This window comes from Cohnella endophytica (assembly GCF_003628305.1).
Taxonomy (GTDB): domain Bacteria; phylum Bacillota; class Bacilli; order Paenibacillales; family Paenibacillaceae; genus Cohnella; species Cohnella endophytica.
In genome coordinates, this window is record NZ_RBZM01000004.1 from 596,830 (window position 1) to 613,468 (window position 16,639).

Genomic DNA, 16,639 nt, shown 5'->3' on the forward strand with positions numbered 1-16,639 from the left:
ATGCATAATACAAAGATAGACGGATAAGGATGCGAAAGATGAATACACCGAAACGAATACCGGGCGGGAAACCGCAAGGCGCGCGGGAAGTCGCCATGAGCGTGCTTCATAACGTGGAAACCCGCGGCGCATATAGCGGATTGGAGCTTAATCAGGCGCTGAACGCGGCCGAATTGTCGCGGCCGGACGCGGCGCTGGCGACCGAGCTTGTGTACGGGACGATCCAGCGGCTGAATACGATCGATTACGAGTTAGGCAAGCGGGTAAAAGGGTGGCCTCGCAAGGTCGAGCCCTGGGTACGCAGCTTGCTGCGGCTGAGTTACTATCAGTTGCGCTGGTTGTCCCGCGTCCCGGCGCACGCGGTCGTGGACGAAGCGGTTCGCATCGCCAAAAAGCGGGGACATGCCGGAATCGGCGGTCTCGTCAACGGCGTCTTGCGCGGGCTACTGCGGGACGGCTTCGATACGGTCTTGCCGGCGGAATTATCCGCCGCGGAACGGATTTCGCTTAACCAGAGCCATCCGCTATGGTTGGTGGAGCGTTGGGTGGAGCGTTTCGGCGAACGGGCAACGGAAAACATGTGCGCGGCGGGTAACGAGCATCCCCGAGCTTCGGCGCGGGTCAATCCGCTTCGCGGGACGCGCGAACAAATCGTCTCGGGCATGACCGACGCGGGCATGGAAGTGTTGCCTTCGGCGTTAGCCGAAGCCGGCATCGTCGCGATCAAAGCGGGGAACCTGGGTCATACGGACTGGTACCGGCAAGGTTTTATCTCGATTCAGGACGAGAGCTCCATGCTCGTCGCGGCGGTCGCCGATCCGAAACCGGGAATGCGGGTGCTCGATTGTTGCGCGGCTCCCGGGGGCAAGAGTACGCACATGGCGGAGCGGATGCGCAACGAAGGCGTCGTCATCGCGAACGACGTGCATCCTCATAAGGAGGCGCTCATCCGGCAGCAAGCGGATCGCTTGGGATTATCGATCGTAGAGACTACGACAGGAGACGCGCTCGGGTTGTCCGAACGAATCGCGCCGGAATCGTGCGACGTCGTATTGTTGGACGCCCCGTGCTCCGGACTCGGCGTCATCCGGCGCAAGCCGGAGATCAAGTGGAACAAGACGGAAGACGATATCGCGAGCCTGGCGCAGCTCCAGGGCAAGCTGTTGGAGCAAGCGCAATCTATGGTGAAGCCCGGCGGCGCGCTCGTGTACAGCACGTGCACGATCGCTTCCGAGGAAAACGAGGATGTCGTTCGGGCGTTCCTGATTAACCATCCCGAATACGCGTTGGATCCGGTATGGCCGGAAGAGGTGCTCGCGCCTCTTCGCGAGAGCGGCAATTTGCCGGACGGGTTCGAGGGCATGCTTCAACTGCTGCCTCAGATGTTCGGCAGCGACGGGTTTTTCATCGCTCGAATGCGGAAGAAATTACGTTGATTTTATGGTAAAATAGCAAGAATGGTGGTGACGAATATGGAAAACGAACAAATTAAACCTTTTATTTACGACTACACGCTGGAACAAATCCAAGAATGGATTAAAGAGCAGGGAGAGCCTGCTTTCCGAGCGGGACAAATATTCGATTGGCTATACGTCAAACGGGTCGGCTCGTTCGAAGAAATGTCGAATTTGCCGAAGCCGCTGAGGGATAAGCTAGTCGACAGCTTCAATTTCGTGACGCTCACCGAGATCGCGAAGTTCGAATCCAAGGACGGCACGGTGAAGTTTTTGTTCGGCCTTCAGGACGACCATGCCATCGAGACGGTCATCATGCGCCACAATTACGGGAACAGCGTATGCGTAACGACGCAGGTCGGTTGCCGCGTCGGTTGCACGTTCTGCGCTTCTACGCTGGGCGGACTGAAACGAAGCCTGACGGCGGGCGAGATTATCGCTCAAGTCGTCCAGTCCCAAAGAATTCTGGACCCTCTTAACGAACGCGTGTCGAGCATCGTTATTATGGGGATCGGCGAACCGTTCGAGAATTACGACGCGACGATGCAATTCCTGCGGACGATGATCCATCCGAAAGGGCTTAACATCGGAGCAAGGCATATTACCGTGTCGACCAGCGGTATCGTGCCGAGCATGATCAAGTTCGCCGACGAGGATACGCAGATTAATCTGGCGATTTCGATTCATGCTCCGAACGACGCGCTTCGCTCGAAGTTGATGCCGGTTAACCGTCGTTTCCCGTTCGCGGACGTCATGAACGCCTGCAAATATTACCTCGAGAAAACGGGTCGGCGGATTACGTTCGAATACGCGCTTATCGGCGGCGTAAACGATCGTCCCGAGCATGCAGAAGAGCTTGCGGACGTGCTGCAAGGCATGTTATGCCACGTGAACCTGATTCCGGTTAACTACGTGCCCGAGCGCAATTACGTGAGAACGCCGCGCGACGACATCTTCGAATTCCAACGTATCTTGCAGAAGAAAAACGTAAACGTAACGATCCGCAGGGAACAAGGCCACGATATCGCGGCCGCATGCGGACAGCTTCGCGCGAAGCATATGGAGACGACGACGGGGTGATCTTTGTGAAGACGGTATTACGGAGTCATGTCGGCAAGGTAAGACAAGTGAACGAGGATAAAGCCTGGAGCGGACATTTGGCCGGAGGCATTACCGCCGCCATCGTGGCGGACGGGATGGGCGGACATTTGGCCGGCGACGTGGCGAGCGCGCTAGCCGTGGACAGCTTGGTTCAGTCCCTGCAAGGCGCGGGGGGAGCGATTACCGTTCAAGGCGGCGCGGTTATCCTGAAAGAGATGATTCGCAAAGCCAACCAAGTCGTGTACGATACGGCTTCCATGAACGAACAGTACCATAACATGGGAACGACGGTCGTCGTTGCGCTGCTGGACGGAAATGCCGGATTGATCGGCCACATCGGGGACAGCAGGGCTTACCGTCTTCGGGAAGGTCGACTCGAGTTGTTGACCGAGGACCACACGCTCGTCAACGAATTGACCAAATCCGGACAATTAAGCCCGGAAGAAGCGGCTCATCATCCTAGACGCAACGTATTGACTCGAGCGCTAGGGACCGACCGGTCCGTGGAAGCCGACGTTCAAGAGATCGTCTGGCAGAACGGCGACGTGTTGCTATTGTGCAGCGACGGTCTGAGCGGATTAGTCGAGCCCGACATCGTCCAAGCGACTTTGGGGGAAGCGAAGGATCCGTTGGAACAACATGCCCAGAAGCTCGTCGACCTCGCGATGGCCGCGGGCGGAGACGATAATATTACCGTCGTCCTTGTGACGGACGACGACTGGGCGAATGCCGCGGGAGGGGAAACAGCATGATCGGACTTACGCTAAGCGGGCGTTACGAACTGCTGGCTCGCGTCGGCGGCGGCGGTATGGCGCTTGTCTACAAAGCAAAGGACTTATTATTGAACCGATACGTGGCCGTCAAGGTGCTGCGTCAACAATTTACGCACGACGATGATTTCGTGAAGCGGTTCCGCCGCGAAGCGCAAGCCGCGGCATCGTTGTCGCATCCGAATATCGTAAGCATTTATGACGTAGGACAAGTCGAAGATACCCATTATATCGTCATGGAATATATCGACGGCGCCAATTTGAACGAAATCATTCGCGACAGGGCGCCCTTGCAGGCGGAAGAAGCCGTTAGAATCACGGCGCAAATCTGCGACGCGCTGGAACACGCCCATCATAACCAAATCATCCATCGCGATATTAAACCGCATAACATTCTGATCGGCAATAACGGCAGGGTTAAAGTGACGGATTTCGGAATCGCTCGGGCCGTAACGTCTTCGACGATTACGCAGACGGGTTCCGTTATCGGATCCGTGCACTATTTCTCCCCCGAGCACGCCAAAGGAGTGGCGACGGGCGAGAAGTCCGACCTGTACTCTCTCGGAATCGTGCTGTACCAGATGATGACGGGGCGTTTGCCGTTTCTGGGCGAGAGTCCGATCAGCGTAGCGCTTAAGCATCTCCAGGAGCCTTTCGAGCAGCCTCGCAAGGTCAATCCTTATATTCCGCAAAGCGTGGAGAACATTATTCTCCGGGCGATGCGCAAAAACCCGCAGGAGCGTTATCAGTCGGCCAAGGAAATGCAAGCCGATCTGGAAACTTGCCTGCAGCCTAATCGGAAAAACGAGCCGGCGGTTTATTATTCCAGCGACGAGGAAGACGCGGCGGACCAGACGAAGGTCATTCCGGCGATCCGTCCGGACATGAGGAATACGATAGAAGCGCCGGCGGTCAAAGTGAGTACGAACGAAGAAAGATGGAACTCGGACGGTCTGCAGGAACGCAAGCGCAAATGGATCGTTCCTACCGCCCTTGGCGTGCTTGCCATCGTATTGATCGGCGTGCTGATCTGGGCGATATCGGCTCTGAAAGATCAGATGCCGAGTGACGTACTCGTTCCGAACGTCGTGGGGCAGCAGTTGGAAATCGCCAAGGAAAAGCTGACTTCAGTCGGCTTTACGGTAGCGGATCCGATTCAGTACGAGGAAACGGACGACCCGGCCAAGGTCGGCATCGTGCTTAAGCAAGATAAGGATCCCGACATGAAAATCAAGGAAGGGTCGGCGATCGAATTGACGGTCGGCAAGGCGAAAGATTTGCCCGCCATGCCGAACTTGTTGGGTCAATCGTTCGAGGACGCCAGCGCGGTATTAGTGCAAATGGGCGTGGACAAAAACAATATTCTTCCAAGCGAGAAATACGACGTCAGCGAACCGGGAACGGTACTGGATCAATTCCCGGCAGCGGACGCGAAGTTCGATCCTACCGCGGCCGATACGAAGATTACGTTAACGGTGAGCAAAGGCGAGGAAGCTTTCCCGATGCCTGACTTGATGGGTAAGACGGAAGCGGAAGCGAAGGCGATCTTAGAGAAGAACAATCTGAAGATCGGCGCGGACAAAATTTATTACGAACGGGATTATTCGCCGAAAGGGAAAGTATTTAAACAGTTCCCTGCGGATAAAAACGAAAAGGTGACGAAGGATACGGAAATCTCGATTTGGATCAGTAGCGGCTATCCGGAGGATTCCCGGGAGCAGAAGCTGAACATCACGGTTTCTCCGGCCGTGGCTGGCAAGTCGAGCAAAATCCGCATCGAATATTCCGATGCAACCGGAGACAACAAAGACGGCGGCACGAAGAAGATTACAGCTACGACTTCGATTCCGATCACGTTGATTTTGTCCCCGACCAAGGACGGATTAATCCGGATCTACAGGGACGACCAGTTCCTGCAGCAGGAAACGGTTCCGTATCTCGTCGTACCGGTAACTACGGATCCCGATCCGATAGTTCCGGGAGACGGTAACGGCGACGGCAACGGAGCCGGCACGGGAGACGGAACGGGCGGAGACGCAGGTAACGGCGAAGTCGTTAACCCGTAAGACCAAATAGCGTAGACATCGAGACTAGAGCCTTTTCGGGCTAGGAGAAGGAGAATCGTCCAATGCCCGAGGGCTTAATCGTAAAAGCGTTGAGCGGTTATTATTACGTGCAGGACGAAGAGATCGCGACCCCGGTTCAGTGCCGGGGAAGAGGAATCTTCAAGAAACGGGGAGAATCCCCGCTCGTCGGGGATCGCGTCGTATACAGCGAGACGGAGAACGGGGAAGGAACGGTGGAACAGATTTTGCCGCGTTCCTCGGAGCTTATTCGTCCGCAGATTGCGAACGCCGACTTGGCCGTGCTCGTATTTTCCGTCGTGCGGCCGGAGCTTAGTTTAATCTTGCTAGACAAATTTCTCGTGCACGTCGAGCATGCGCGGATGGATGCCTTGATCGTGCTGACGAAGCTCGACCGCATTCCCGAAGGGGAAGCGGGCGAGCAAATTCGTCGTACGGTGGAGGCGGCGCGGGCATTGTACACGTCGATCGGCTATCAGGTGCTGTTGACGAGCGCGCATGAAGGAGAGGGATTAGACGATCTAAGAACGGCGCTAGCGGGGCATATTAATATGCTTGCGGGCCAATCCGGCGTCGGCAAATCTTCTCTCGTTAACGCGCTCGTTCCCGGTTTGAAGCTGGAGACGAACGAGATTAGCGATAAGCTTGGAAGGGGTAAGCACACGACTCGGCACGTCGAGCTTGTGCCGATTCCGGGCGGCGGCTATATGGCAGATACACCTGGATTTAGCCAACTGGATTTCGCCGAGCTCGGCATCGACGAGATCGGGTCTTGCTTCCGGGAATTCAGGGAGTTATCCCACTCCTGCAAGTTCCGCGGTTGTACGCATACGCACGAACCGCATTGCGCGGTTCTCCAAGCGAAAGAGCAAGGGCTTGTCGCGACAAGCCGTTACGATAATTACGTCGGATTCATGACAGAATGGAAAGAAACAAAGCGGAGGTACTAACATGACAATTATTGCACCTTCGATTCTCGCCTCGGACTTCGCTTCGCTCGGAGACGAGGTTCGCAGCATCGATGCCGCTGGAGCGGATTGGGTACATATCGATATTATGGACGGACATTTCGTGCCGAACCTGACGTTCGGCCCTCCGATCGTATCGATGATCAGACCGGTTACGAAGCTGTTTTTCGACGCCCATCTCATGGTCGAGAATCCGCAATCGCTTTTCCCGGCTTTGGCCGCGGCGGGAGCCGACCGGATTACCGTGCATGCCGAAGCTTGCGTGCATCTTCATCGCACGCTTGCGGAAATTCGCGAGCTCGGCATGAAAGCCGGCGTAGCGCTTAATCCGCATACGCCGCTGTCGGTGCTCGAGTATATTCTTGACGACATCGACCTCGTTCTCATTATGACGATCAACCCCGGCTTCGGAGGGCAGTCGTTCTTGCCTTCCATGCTGCCGAAGCTTCGCCAATTGCGGGAAATGCTCGAGAAACACGGCCGAAGCGACGTCTTTATTCAAGTCGACGGAGGCATCAACGCCGATACCGCTAAGCTCGTAAAAGAAGCCGGCGCGAATTCGCTCGTGGCGGGAACGTATATTTTTAACCATTCGGACCGGGCTGCGGCAATCGCTTCCTTGAGGTAAACAAGCAGTCGACGATTCATGCCCATCTTATGCGCTCGTCTGGCATAGGACAAATCCGCAGGCGCATACATTGGAATCAGTAGCGGCTTCGACCGAAGAAGCCGGCAAGGGTTCAGCCTGCGGAGGAGGGATGGGACGATGAAGTTTTACACCATCAAGCTGCCGAAATTTTTGGGTGGCTTCGTCAAAGCGATTCTCAATACATTTCACAAAAATTGACGCCTTGCGGGCATGGCGAGACGCAAAAAAAGAACCGTCAGGATGACCTGACGGTTTTTCTTCATGGCTGATTAAGCTTCGTACATTATACGCGTGTTACTGCTCCGGACTTCAAAGCACGGGCGCTCACATATACGCGTTTCGGTTTACCGTTCACCAGAATGCGCACTTTTTGTACGTTAACCCCCCAAGAACGGCGGGTAGTGTTATTCGCGTGAGATTTGTTGTTTCCGGAACCGGGTTTTTTCCCTGTGATATAACATTTACGAGCCACTAAAAATACACCTCCCTGCCACGTCCATACAAATACTTCACTATATTAGCACAGCAAGCATAGGGATGCAACGGAAAAAGACGACTTAACGAGCGTTTCCCCTATAATCGTGAGAATTACCTAGAAAACGGCTTCATTCTCCCCTTTTTTTATAGTACAATGAGGTATGGTCCATAATAATGGCATAAAGGAGTGAATTTCCATGCCTCTGCAACTCGTCTCGGAGAACGGAAAGATTGATGTAGCCGATCAAGTCATCGCTGTGATCGCCGGCTCTGCGGCATTGGATTGTTATGGACTCGTCGGCATGGCCTCCCGCAAGGGATTGAAGGATGGCATCGCGGAGCTGCTTGGCCGCGAGAATCTGTCACGGGGCGTCGAAGTGCGCCACGAAGGCGAGAAGGTCCACTTGGATTTATACGTCATCGTCAGCTATGGGACTAAGATTTCCGAAGTCGCACATAACATCCAATCCAAAGTTAAATACGTTTTGGAAGAAGTCGTGGGTCTTAAGGTAGACGTAGTGAATGTAAATGTTCAAGGAGTGCGAGTGTTGAAGTAGCTTATTAGGAAGGGGAAACCATCATTGAGTAAGCGCTTCTTGAACGGTACGGAATGGACGGCCATGATTATGGCCGGCGCGGAACGTTTATCCGGCAACGTGGACAGGGTCAATGCCCTGAACGTATTTCCCGTGCCGGATGGCGATACGGGCACGAACATGAATTTGACGATGTCGGCCGGAGTGGCCGAATTAAACCATAAACCGTCGGATGAAGTCGGACGGGCGGCGGAAGTGCTGTCCAAAGGCCTTCTGATGGGCGCAAGAGGCAATTCGGGCGTAATTCTGTCCCAATTGTTCCGCGGATTCTCGCGGGCTGTTACGGGTCAGAAAGAGCTGACGGTGCCATTGTTCGCGAATGCTCTGCAACAAGGTGTTGATACCGCTTACAAGGCGGTCGTTAAACCGGTCGAAGGTACGATTCTGACCGTTGCAAGGGAGGCTGCGCGCCACGGGCTTACTTCGGCTCGCAGGGTCACCGATTTGACGGAATGGATGCACGACGTACTTGCGAAAGCGCAGGAGACGCTTGCTCGCACGCAGGAAATGTTACCCGTCTTGAAGCAAGTCGGCGTCGTCGACTCGGGCGGGCAAGGACTCGTTTACTTATACGAGGGGTTCGCGGCCTATTTGGGCGGCGGTCAATTCGCGACCGGGGACGTCCCGCAACTCGCGAAGGCTCCGTCGGCTTCCGTTCGCGCGTCTTCGGCGGCCGCAGCTCCGGCTGTTACGGCTACGCCGGTTCGCAACGCTGGCACGGCGAACGTAACGGCTCAATCTAAGATTACGACGGAAAGCATCGCCTTTCCTTACGATATGGAGTTTTTTATCCAACGGGCTTCGAATTCGTCTCCGTTCCCGGAGCGTTCGTTCCGCCAAGCGTTGGAACGGGACGGCGATTCGATCATTTTGATCGAGGACGATGACATCGTAAAGGTGCACGTACATTCTCGACGTCCGGGAGACGTTATGAATTACGCGCTGACGCATGGGGCGATTACGCACATTCATATCTTGAATATGCAAGAACAGCACAAAGACCTGTTAGCCCAACAAACGGAGTCTCATCCGGTAACGCCGACCTCGATTCCCTTCTTTGGCATTCCCGAGGCACCGGCTTCGGGAGCGAAGAACGTCGACTACGCACTTCCCGGCGTCGTGAACCTGCCTTCGGTGACAGCCTCACCCGAGAGCGTGCCGAATCCAGACGTCTACGAAATGGCCGAATATGGCGTCGTAGCCGTTAGCGTGGGAGAAGGGAACGCAGAGCTGTTCCGCAGCCTTGGCGTAGATATCGTTCTATCTGGCGGTCAGAGCATGAATCCGAGCACGGAGGATTTGCTCGGGGCGATAGCTTCCTTATCCGCTCATCATGTGTTCCTGTTGCCTAACAACCCGAACATTATTATGGCGGCTAAGCAAGCTGCCGAACTCGCGGAACGACCGGTCACGGTACTGCCTACCCGGACGTTGCCGCAAGGCATGGCGGCGATGCTCGCCTTCCAAGAAACGGACGGCGAAGCGGCGAATGCCGAGCGAATGACGAAAGCGTTCGAACGCGTAGTCACCGGGCAAGTGACGCAGGCGGTCAGAGATACGGAGATGGACGGCTTGCAGATCAGGCAAGGGCATTTCATCGGAATCAAGGATAAGACGATCGTGGCTTCCGCTCCGTCCCAGATCGAAGCGTGCGAGGCGCTCTTGTCGGAGCTGCTCGTGTCGGGCGGAGAAATCTTGACGATTCTGACCGGCGAAGACGCGGATCCGGATCAGACCGAGGCGTTGGAGACGTGGTTGGCGGAAATCTTCCCTAACGTGGAAGTCGAAACGCATGAAGGCGGCCAACCGTTGTATACGTACTTGTTCGCGGTCGAACCTTAACAACCAATTCAAGCGATGGGAGGGTACGAGTAATGGCATCGATCGTTCTAGTCACGGATAGCACCGCGGACATACCGCCCGCGACGAGAGAAAAGCTTGGCATCGCGATGGTACCCCTCAAGGTGAACTTCGGCAACGACAGCTTTCTGGACAACATTACGCTGCAACCGGCCCAGTTTTACGAGAAGCTGACGTCCTTTAATGGGCTGCCGACGACTTCGCAGCCGTCTCCGGCCGACTATCTGGAGCATTTCAAGCGTCTAACGGAAGAGGGACATTCCGTCATCTCGATCCACCTCTCGGGAGCGCTAAGCGGGACTTATCAGTCGGCGACGATCGCGCAATCGATGCTCGAAGACGACGCTGACGTTACGGTCATCGATTCCAAATCGGCATCCTACGGGTACGGGCAACTGGTCGTCATCGCCGCCGAGATGGCACAAGCGGGTGCGTCGAAGGAAGAAATTATCGCGGAAGTAGGGCGCATGCGCGAGGAACTGAGGCTCTTTTTCTTGGTGGACACGCTCGAATACTTGCAGAAAGGCGGCCGAATTGGCAAGGCTTCGGCCGTGCTCGGTTCGCTGCTCAACATTAAACCGATCTTATCCATAGATAAAGAGGGAGTCGTCTTTCCCTACGATAAAGTCAGAGGCCAGAAGCGGGCGATGGCCCGTATCGCGGAGGTTCTGCATGAGGATCTGGGCGATAGGCCGGTCAACCTGACCATTGCGACGACGCCGGGGTTCACGTCAGGCTCGGCGGAAATCACCGAGCTATTGAAGCAGCAATTGAACGTTCGAACATTCAACGAGACGGATATCGGCCCGGTCATAGGTACGCATGCGGGTCCGGGAACAATCGGATTGTTCGTTTTCCCCGAGAGGTAGTCCAATGTCGGCACAAATACGATTGTTTCAACTGCCATTGACCAAGATTCAAGGCGTGGGCCCTCAGAAAGCGGAGGAGCTCCACGCCTTAGGCATTTTATCGGTCGGACACTTGATCGAATATTATCCTTTTCGTTACGAGGATTATCGGATACGCGACATAAGCGAAGTGAAGGACGGGGAACGCATTACCGTTCAGGGTACGATCGCCTCGATGCCTTACTTGCAGCGGTACGGAGGTAAATCGCGGTTAATCAGCCGCGTCACTGTCGGCTCGACGCTTGTTACCGCGGTGTGGTTCAATCGCACGTTCCTCAAGGATCAACTCACGATCGGCCGCGAGATTACGTTGACGGGAAAATGGGATCAACGTAGGCGGCACCTTACGGTGGCGGACTCCGAATTTCCCGATCGCGGCGCGGCGAAGACGGGCACGCTTCAACCGGTTTACTCGGTTGGCGGAAGCATCACGCAGTCGACGATTCGCAAGCTGATCGAACGCGCGATGACGCAGTTCGGCGAGCATATTCCCGAGATTCTGCCCGAGGAGCTTCTTCAGCGGCATGCGCTGATTCCCCGGAGGGAAGCGATCGCGCGCATCCACCATCCCGAGAATACTCGGGAAGGGCAGGAAGCTAGACGCAGAATGGTGTACGAGGAGCTTTTCTTGTTCCAATTGAAGCTCCAAGCTTATCGCGCGATGCATATGAAACAGCCTGACGGCATCGTTCATCCCGTCAACAACGACGAAATTCGCCAGTTCGTAGGTGCGCTGCCATTCGAGCTGACGAATTCGCAGAAGCAAGTCATCAATGAAATCTTGCACGATATGAAGCAACCCTTCGCGATGAATCGATTGCTGCAAGGGGATGTCGGCGCGGGCAAAACCGTCGTAGCCGCCGTTAGTCTGTACGCGACGATAAGAGCGGGCCATCAAGGGGCGATTATGGTACCGACGGAAATATTGGCGGAGCAGCATGCAAGGTCTCTCGGGAAGCTGTTCGAACCGTACGGCATCCAAGTGGGATTGTTGACGGGGAGTTTAACCGACCGCAAACGGAGGGATTTGATCGCTTCGTTGCAGATGGGGCTTCTGGATATCGTCGTCGGCACTCACGCGCTCATTCAAGAGGACGTTTTCTTCAGAAGTCTTGGACTTGTCGTCATGGACGAGCAGCATCGTTTCGGCGTTAATCAACGGAGCATTTTGCGCCGGAAGGGGATGAACCCGGACGTGTTGACGATGACGGCCACGCCGATCCCGCGCACGCTTGCGATTACCGTGTTCGGCGATATGGACGTGTCGACGATTCGCGAACGCCCGAAAGGGCGCAAGCCGATCAAGACGTACTCGGTTAAGCATGGAATGATGGATCGCGTGCTCGGTTTTATTCGTAAGGAAGCGGAGCAGGGAAGGCAGACGTTCTTTATTTGTCCTTTGATCGAAGAATCCGAGAAGCTTGACGTTCAGAACGCGATCGATCTGCATGTGCAGCTCACTCAGGCGCTGCCGGACATGACGATCGGGTTGTTGCACGGCCGGATGTCCGCCGCCGAGAAAGAGGCGACGATGGCGTTATTCGCTGCCGGAGAAACGACCGTGCTCGTCTCCACGACGGTAATCGAGGTCGGAGTCGACGTGCCGAACGCCACGCTGATGATCGTCATGGATGCCGACCGGTTCGGTTTATCGCAACTCCACCAGCTCAGAGGCAGGGTCGGACGCGGCGAGCACCAGTCCTACTGCATCCTTATCGCGGATCCGAAGTCGGAGAACGGACAAGAGAGAATGCGGGCGATGACAGATACCGACGACGGTTTCGAGATTTCGCGGCGAGACTTGGAGATTCGGGGGCCGGGAGAATTTTTCGGAACGAAGCAGAGCGGGATGCCGGAGTTCCGGCTGGCGAACTTGCTTAACGATTTCGAAGTGCTCGAGCAGGCGAGAGACGACGCGGCGGAATTGACGGCCAGCGAGCCGTTCTGGTCGTCTCAGCAGTACGCGGGACTTAGGGATTTTCTCGCGCGAGAAGCCAAACAGCACGCGGAACCGCTCGATTAAGCAAGCGCGATGCGCGACGCGGAGCGGAGTTGGGCGCTTCTTCTTGTCATTCCGGATACGCAGGCGGCATATGATGTACCGAATAGCGGCCGGAAGGAGCGTGATTCTCTTTGAGCCCAAGCTGGCAAAACTTCGGTATCAAGGCGGAATTCGTAGAGCGCGTAAAAGTGAAAATGAAAAATCCGGCGACCAAAGAAAAAATCAAAGGTCTGCTTGAGGGCGTAACGAAATACGATCTTCAAGATCGGACCAAAGTACGTCGTTGGGTAAAAACGTTCGCCAAAATCTTGAACGAACCGGTAACGGAAACGCAAGAGGATCAACTCGTCAACTTCATCATCGCGCAGAAAATCGACCCGAATAACATGCTGCATCTGATTAAGCTATATACGATGTTCAGATAGGCGAATTGAAGGCGAATCGAGACCGTCGCCCGGATCCATCCGGGCGAAGAGGAGAAAAAAGTGCTGCGAGATTTGTTCGTAGCATAGACAACCGCGGATGCTTTGTTATAATAAGGGAAGTGTGAAGCGGGTAACCTGCAATTGAATAAGCCCCGGGGGAGCTGGAGCAAGGCCGGCTGAGAGTGCATCCCATTAAAGATGCAGACCCTTATAACCTGATCTGGTTAGTACCAGCGTAGGAAGGTGGGAGCACGACGGATAGCCGTCGTGTCGTTCGTCCGTATATTTAGGACGCCCTCCGGAATCGGGGGGCGTTTTTTGATAGCTTGGAACCCCTTCGCATCCATATCGGAAGTTGAGAGGGAGAGTAAGATGAAGAAAAGGAACAAAACGGTTAAAGGTTTGGCATTAACGCTGCTCGCGGGTTTGCTGTTGGCGGGCTGCGGGAACAAGGAGGCTTCGAACGCTTCCGGCCAGTCGTCCCAGCCGGCAAGCGCATCGGCTTCCGCCGGAGCACTACAGGAAGTAACGTTGGTGCTGGACTGGACGCCGAATACGAACCATACGGGTCTTTACGTGGCGAGAGACATGGGGTTGTGGGAAAAACACGGACTCAAGGTTAACTTGATCCAGCCGCCGGAAGCGGGCGCGAGCGCGCTGGTGGCGAACAATACGGCCGAATTCGGAGTGGGCGCCCAGGAAAGCATGATTCTGGCCAGGGAACAGGGCTTGCCTCTCGTGTCCATCGCGCCGATTATTCAGCATAATACTTCCGGATTCGCGTCTCCGGTTGACAGGAACATTAAGGAACCGAAGGATTTCGAAGGCAAATCTTATGGTGGATGGGGTTCTCCTGCCGAGCAAGCCGTTATCGAATCCATGATGAACGTACAGAAAGCCAACGTTAGCAAAGTCAATTTCGTCAGCGCCGGCACGGCTGACTTCTTTACCGCGGTGAAGAAGGGGATCGACTTCGAATGGATTTTCTACGGTTGGACGGGAATCGAGGCGGAGCTTCGCAAGGAACCCGTGAACATGGTGTATCTGACCGATTACAGCAAACAATTGGACTATTATACGCCGTTGCTGTTAACGAACGAGAAGATGATCAAGGATAAGCCGGATATCGTTCGCGCATTCTTGGCCGGCGCATCGGAAGGCTATAACTATGCGATCGAACATCCGGATGAGGCGGCTGAAGTATTGATCAAGGCGGAGCCGGAAATCAACGCGGATCTCGTCAAGGCGAGCCAGAAGTGGCTGAGCCCCAAATACAAGGATGATGCTCCCCGGTGGGGCGAACAGAAGCGGGAAGTGTGGTCCGGCTACGGAGATTGGTTAAAGCAGAACGGTTTGATGAAAAAAGATTTGAATTACGACGATATGTTCACGACGGAATTTTTGCCGAAATAATAACCTACGATAGGAACAAAAGGAGAGGCGATAATTATGGCTCAAGCGCTGCTAAGCATTCAAATTTTACCGAAGGTGAATCCCGGGGAAGACGTTATTCCTTATGTTGACCGGGCGATCGAGATCATCAAGGAATCCGGCGTTGCTTATCGCGTCGGTCCGCTGGAGACGACGATGGAGGGGGATCTTGACCAATTGATCGATATCGTCAAAAAGATGAACGATGCGATGTTCGAGCGAGGCAGCCCGTCCGTCATGTCGCAGATCAAACTAGTCGTCGATTCGAAACAAAACGCGTCGATCGCGCGGCAGCTGCAAAAATATCCAGATGGGCAATAGAACGGTAAGAACGGTAGCGTTGCCGGTCGTTACCCTCATTGTGTTTCTTGGGCTATGGCAAACGATATGCGTCGGATTCGGGATCGAAACGTATACGCTCCCTACGCCTTGGAATATCGCGTTGTCCATGTACGAAGATTCGGCCTTGCTCTGGAAGCACGTGCTGGCCACCGCGTATCTGGCGATCGTCGGCCTCGGGCTCGGACTTGTCGTGGCGATCGTCGTGGCGATCGTTCTGCACGTCGTTCCCTTGTTGCGGGAAGCCTTCTCGCCGCTGCTCGTTCTTTCACAGAACGTGCCGCTGATCGCGCTCGGGCCGCTATTGATGATCTGGTTCGGTTTCGGTTGGACGCCTAAGCTAATATTGCTTGTGCTTGTTTGCTTTTTTCCGATCGCCTTATCGATTCTCGTCGGACTGAGCCAGGCGGAGCCACAACTCAGAGAGTACTTGGGCATGATCGGGGCTTCCCGCTGGGAACGGTTGAAACGATTGGAATTTCCGGCGTCTCTGCCTTATTTATTTTCCGGATTGCGTATTGCATGTACTTATGTCGTCTCTTCGGCGATCGTCGCGGAATGGCTCGGGGCAAACAAAGGCATCGGATATTACTTGAAGTTTAAATCCAACGGATTCAATCAACCGGGCGTCTTCGGCTCCATCGTCTGCGTCGTGGCGCTAAGCCTTGTATTCTATTATGCCGCGGTTATCGCGGAGCGGCTCGTCATTCGTTGGCGTCCGCGATCGCAGGGCGAGTGGAAGGGGGCTTCCAAATGAATCCGTCGAATAACGGGAATAATCCGATGCTGGAGCTTAGGAACATCTCGAAGGCTTATAGGCGGGGCAAAGAGACCGTTCCGGTCTTGAACGATATCTCGATCCGGGTAAACGCTGGGGAATTCGTGAGCTTGATCGGACCGTCGGGAAGCGGGAAGTCGACCTTGTTCAGGTTGATCGGCGGCGTCGAACGGCCGGATGGCGGCCGGATCAACATCGACGGCAACGACGTGACCGGCAAAAGAGGGTTAATCAGTTACATGCCTCAGCAAGCGGCGTTGTTCCCTTGGCTGTCGGTGGCGGACAATATTTCCTCGGCGCTCGTTACGGCGGGAACTTCGAAGAAGGAAGCGAAGGAGCAAGCGGTGGCTTGGCTCGATCGCATCCATCTCGGGGGCGTCGCGAAGGAATACCCGCATTTGTTATCCGGGGGCATGCAGCAGAGGGTTTCGTTCTTGCGGGCGCTGCTCATGCGACGGAACGTAATGTGTCTAGACGAGCCGTTCGCGGCGCTAGATGCCTTGACCCGGGCGGAAATGCAGCGCTGGCTTCTGGATCTATGGGAAGCGGACAGGAGATCGGTGTTGTTCGTAACCCATAGCATCGAGGAAGCTTTGATGCTCTCGGATCGCATCTACGTGTTATCGCCGGCTCCGGCAACCGTGTTGAGAGAACTTGATGTTCCGTTCGAACGTCCTCGCAGGGCGGAAGTATGGACGGATCCGGCTTTCGTCACTCTTAAGCGAGACGTATTGGAATTGTTAGGAGAAAGTCATTCGTCTCGCGCGTAACGTCATGATTCTCGGATGATATCCATG

17 protein-coding genes and 1 riboswitch are annotated in these 16,639 nt (G+C 55.1%); of the genes, 16 read left to right on the forward strand and 1 reads right to left on the reverse strand.

The window, feature by feature from the left end; genetic code table 11:
* Window positions 1-38 precede the first annotated feature (38 nt).
* The 7 genes from rsmB (at window position 39) to spoVM (ending at window position 7,224) form a co-directional block, all read left to right on the forward strand.
* On the forward strand, window positions 39-1,436 hold the full coding sequence (rsmB, locus tag D7Z26_RS09285; protein WP_199731686.1) for a 16S rRNA (cytosine(967)-C(5))-methyltransferase RsmB: 1,398 nt from the start codon (window positions 39-41) through the stop codon (window positions 1,434-1,436).
* A gap of 51 nt (window positions 1,437-1,487) precedes the next feature.
* Window positions 1,488-2,534 carry a 23S rRNA (adenine(2503)-C(2))-methyltransferase RlmN gene (gene rlmN / locus D7Z26_RS09290; protein ID WP_120976565.1) on the forward strand — a complete coding sequence of 349 codons (1,047 nt, stop codon included), beginning with the start codon at window positions 1,488-1,490 and terminating at the stop codon, window positions 2,532-2,534.
* Between the two features lie 5 nt (window positions 2,535-2,539).
* On the forward strand, window positions 2,540-3,307 hold the full coding sequence (locus tag D7Z26_RS09295; RefSeq protein ID WP_233566741.1) for a Stp1/IreP family PP2C-type Ser/Thr phosphatase: 768 nt from the start codon (window positions 2,540-2,542) through the stop codon (window positions 3,305-3,307).
* Window positions 3,304-5,391 (forward strand): Stk1 family PASTA domain-containing Ser/Thr kinase, encoded by a 2,088-nt coding sequence (pknB, locus tag D7Z26_RS09300; RefSeq protein ID WP_120976080.1) that lies wholly within the window; start codon window positions 3,304-3,306, stop codon window positions 5,389-5,391. Before D7Z26_RS09295 ends, pknB begins: the two co-directional genes overlap by 4 nt.
* Window positions 5,392-5,453: 62 nt before the next feature.
* Window positions 5,454-6,359 carry a ribosome small subunit-dependent GTPase A gene (gene rsgA / locus D7Z26_RS09305; RefSeq protein WP_120976082.1) on the forward strand — a complete coding sequence of 302 codons (906 nt, stop codon included), beginning with the start codon at window positions 5,454-5,456 and terminating at the stop codon, window positions 6,357-6,359.
* Between the two features lies 1 nt (window position 6,360).
* On the forward strand, window positions 6,361-7,005 hold the full coding sequence (gene rpe, locus D7Z26_RS09310; protein WP_120976084.1) for a ribulose-phosphate 3-epimerase: 645 nt from the start codon (window positions 6,361-6,363) through the stop codon (window positions 7,003-7,005).
* A gap of 138 nt (window positions 7,006-7,143) precedes the next feature.
* Window positions 7,144-7,224, forward strand: coding sequence for a stage V sporulation protein SpoVM (gene spoVM / locus D7Z26_RS09315; RefSeq protein WP_041064529.1), 81 nt, complete (start codon window positions 7,144-7,146; stop codon window positions 7,222-7,224).
* A gap of 85 nt (window positions 7,225-7,309) precedes the next feature.
* On the opposite strand, the gene rpmB is transcribed toward spoVM, so the two are convergent.
* Window positions 7,310-7,498, reverse strand: coding sequence for a 50S ribosomal protein L28 (gene rpmB, locus D7Z26_RS09320; protein WP_120976086.1), 189 nt, complete (start codon window positions 7,496-7,498; stop codon window positions 7,310-7,312).
* A gap of 202 nt (window positions 7,499-7,700) precedes the next feature.
* Between rpmB and D7Z26_RS09325 the strand changes: the two genes are divergently transcribed.
* From D7Z26_RS09325 to D7Z26_RS09365, 9 genes are all read left to right on the forward strand, one after another.
* Complete coding sequence (locus tag D7Z26_RS09325) at window positions 7,701-8,060, forward strand: Asp23/Gls24 family envelope stress response protein (RefSeq protein ID WP_120976088.1); 360 nt, start codon at window positions 7,701-7,703, stop codon at window positions 8,058-8,060.
* A gap of 24 nt (window positions 8,061-8,084) precedes the next feature.
* Window positions 8,085-9,941: a DAK2 domain-containing protein gene (locus D7Z26_RS09330; protein ID WP_120976090.1), complete on the forward strand. Its 1,857-nt coding sequence runs from the start codon at window positions 8,085-8,087 to the stop codon at window positions 9,939-9,941.
* Between the two features lie 32 nt (window positions 9,942-9,973).
* Window positions 9,974-10,828 carry a DegV family protein gene (locus tag D7Z26_RS09335; protein WP_120976092.1) on the forward strand — a complete coding sequence of 285 codons (855 nt, stop codon included), beginning with the start codon at window positions 9,974-9,976 and terminating at the stop codon, window positions 10,826-10,828.
* Window positions 10,829-10,832: 4 nt separating this feature from the next.
* Complete coding sequence (gene recG / locus D7Z26_RS09340; RefSeq protein ID WP_199731687.1) at window positions 10,833-12,890, forward strand: ATP-dependent DNA helicase RecG; 2,058 nt, start codon at window positions 10,833-10,835, stop codon at window positions 12,888-12,890.
* Between the two features lie 110 nt (window positions 12,891-13,000).
* A complete protein-coding gene (locus D7Z26_RS09345; RefSeq protein ID WP_267900992.1) occupies window positions 13,001-13,294 on the forward strand; it encodes a stage VI sporulation protein F in 294 nt (97 codons plus the stop codon).
* Between the two features lie 144 nt (window positions 13,295-13,438).
* Window positions 13,439-13,553, forward strand: a riboswitch (TPP riboswitch).
* Window positions 13,554-13,666: 113 nt separating this feature from the next.
* Complete coding sequence (locus D7Z26_RS09350; protein WP_120976094.1) at window positions 13,667-14,707, forward strand: ABC transporter substrate-binding protein; 1,041 nt, start codon at window positions 13,667-13,669, stop codon at window positions 14,705-14,707.
* A gap of 36 nt (window positions 14,708-14,743) precedes the next feature.
* The gene (locus D7Z26_RS09355; RefSeq protein ID WP_120976097.1) at window positions 14,744-15,046 is read left to right on the forward strand and encodes a thiamine-binding protein; all 303 of its coding nucleotides are present in this window, start codon (window positions 14,744-14,746) and stop codon (window positions 15,044-15,046) included.
* Window positions 15,036-15,821 (forward strand): ABC transporter permease, encoded by a 786-nt coding sequence (locus D7Z26_RS09360; protein WP_120976099.1) that lies wholly within the window; start codon window positions 15,036-15,038, stop codon window positions 15,819-15,821. The genes D7Z26_RS09355 and D7Z26_RS09360 overlap by 11 nt, the downstream gene beginning before the upstream one ends.
* The gene (locus D7Z26_RS09365) at window positions 15,818-16,612 is read left to right on the forward strand and encodes an ABC transporter ATP-binding protein (RefSeq protein ID WP_199731688.1); all 795 of its coding nucleotides are present in this window, start codon (window positions 15,818-15,820) and stop codon (window positions 16,610-16,612) included. Before D7Z26_RS09360 ends, D7Z26_RS09365 begins: the two co-directional genes overlap by 4 nt.
* Window positions 16,613-16,639 lie beyond the last annotated feature (27 nt).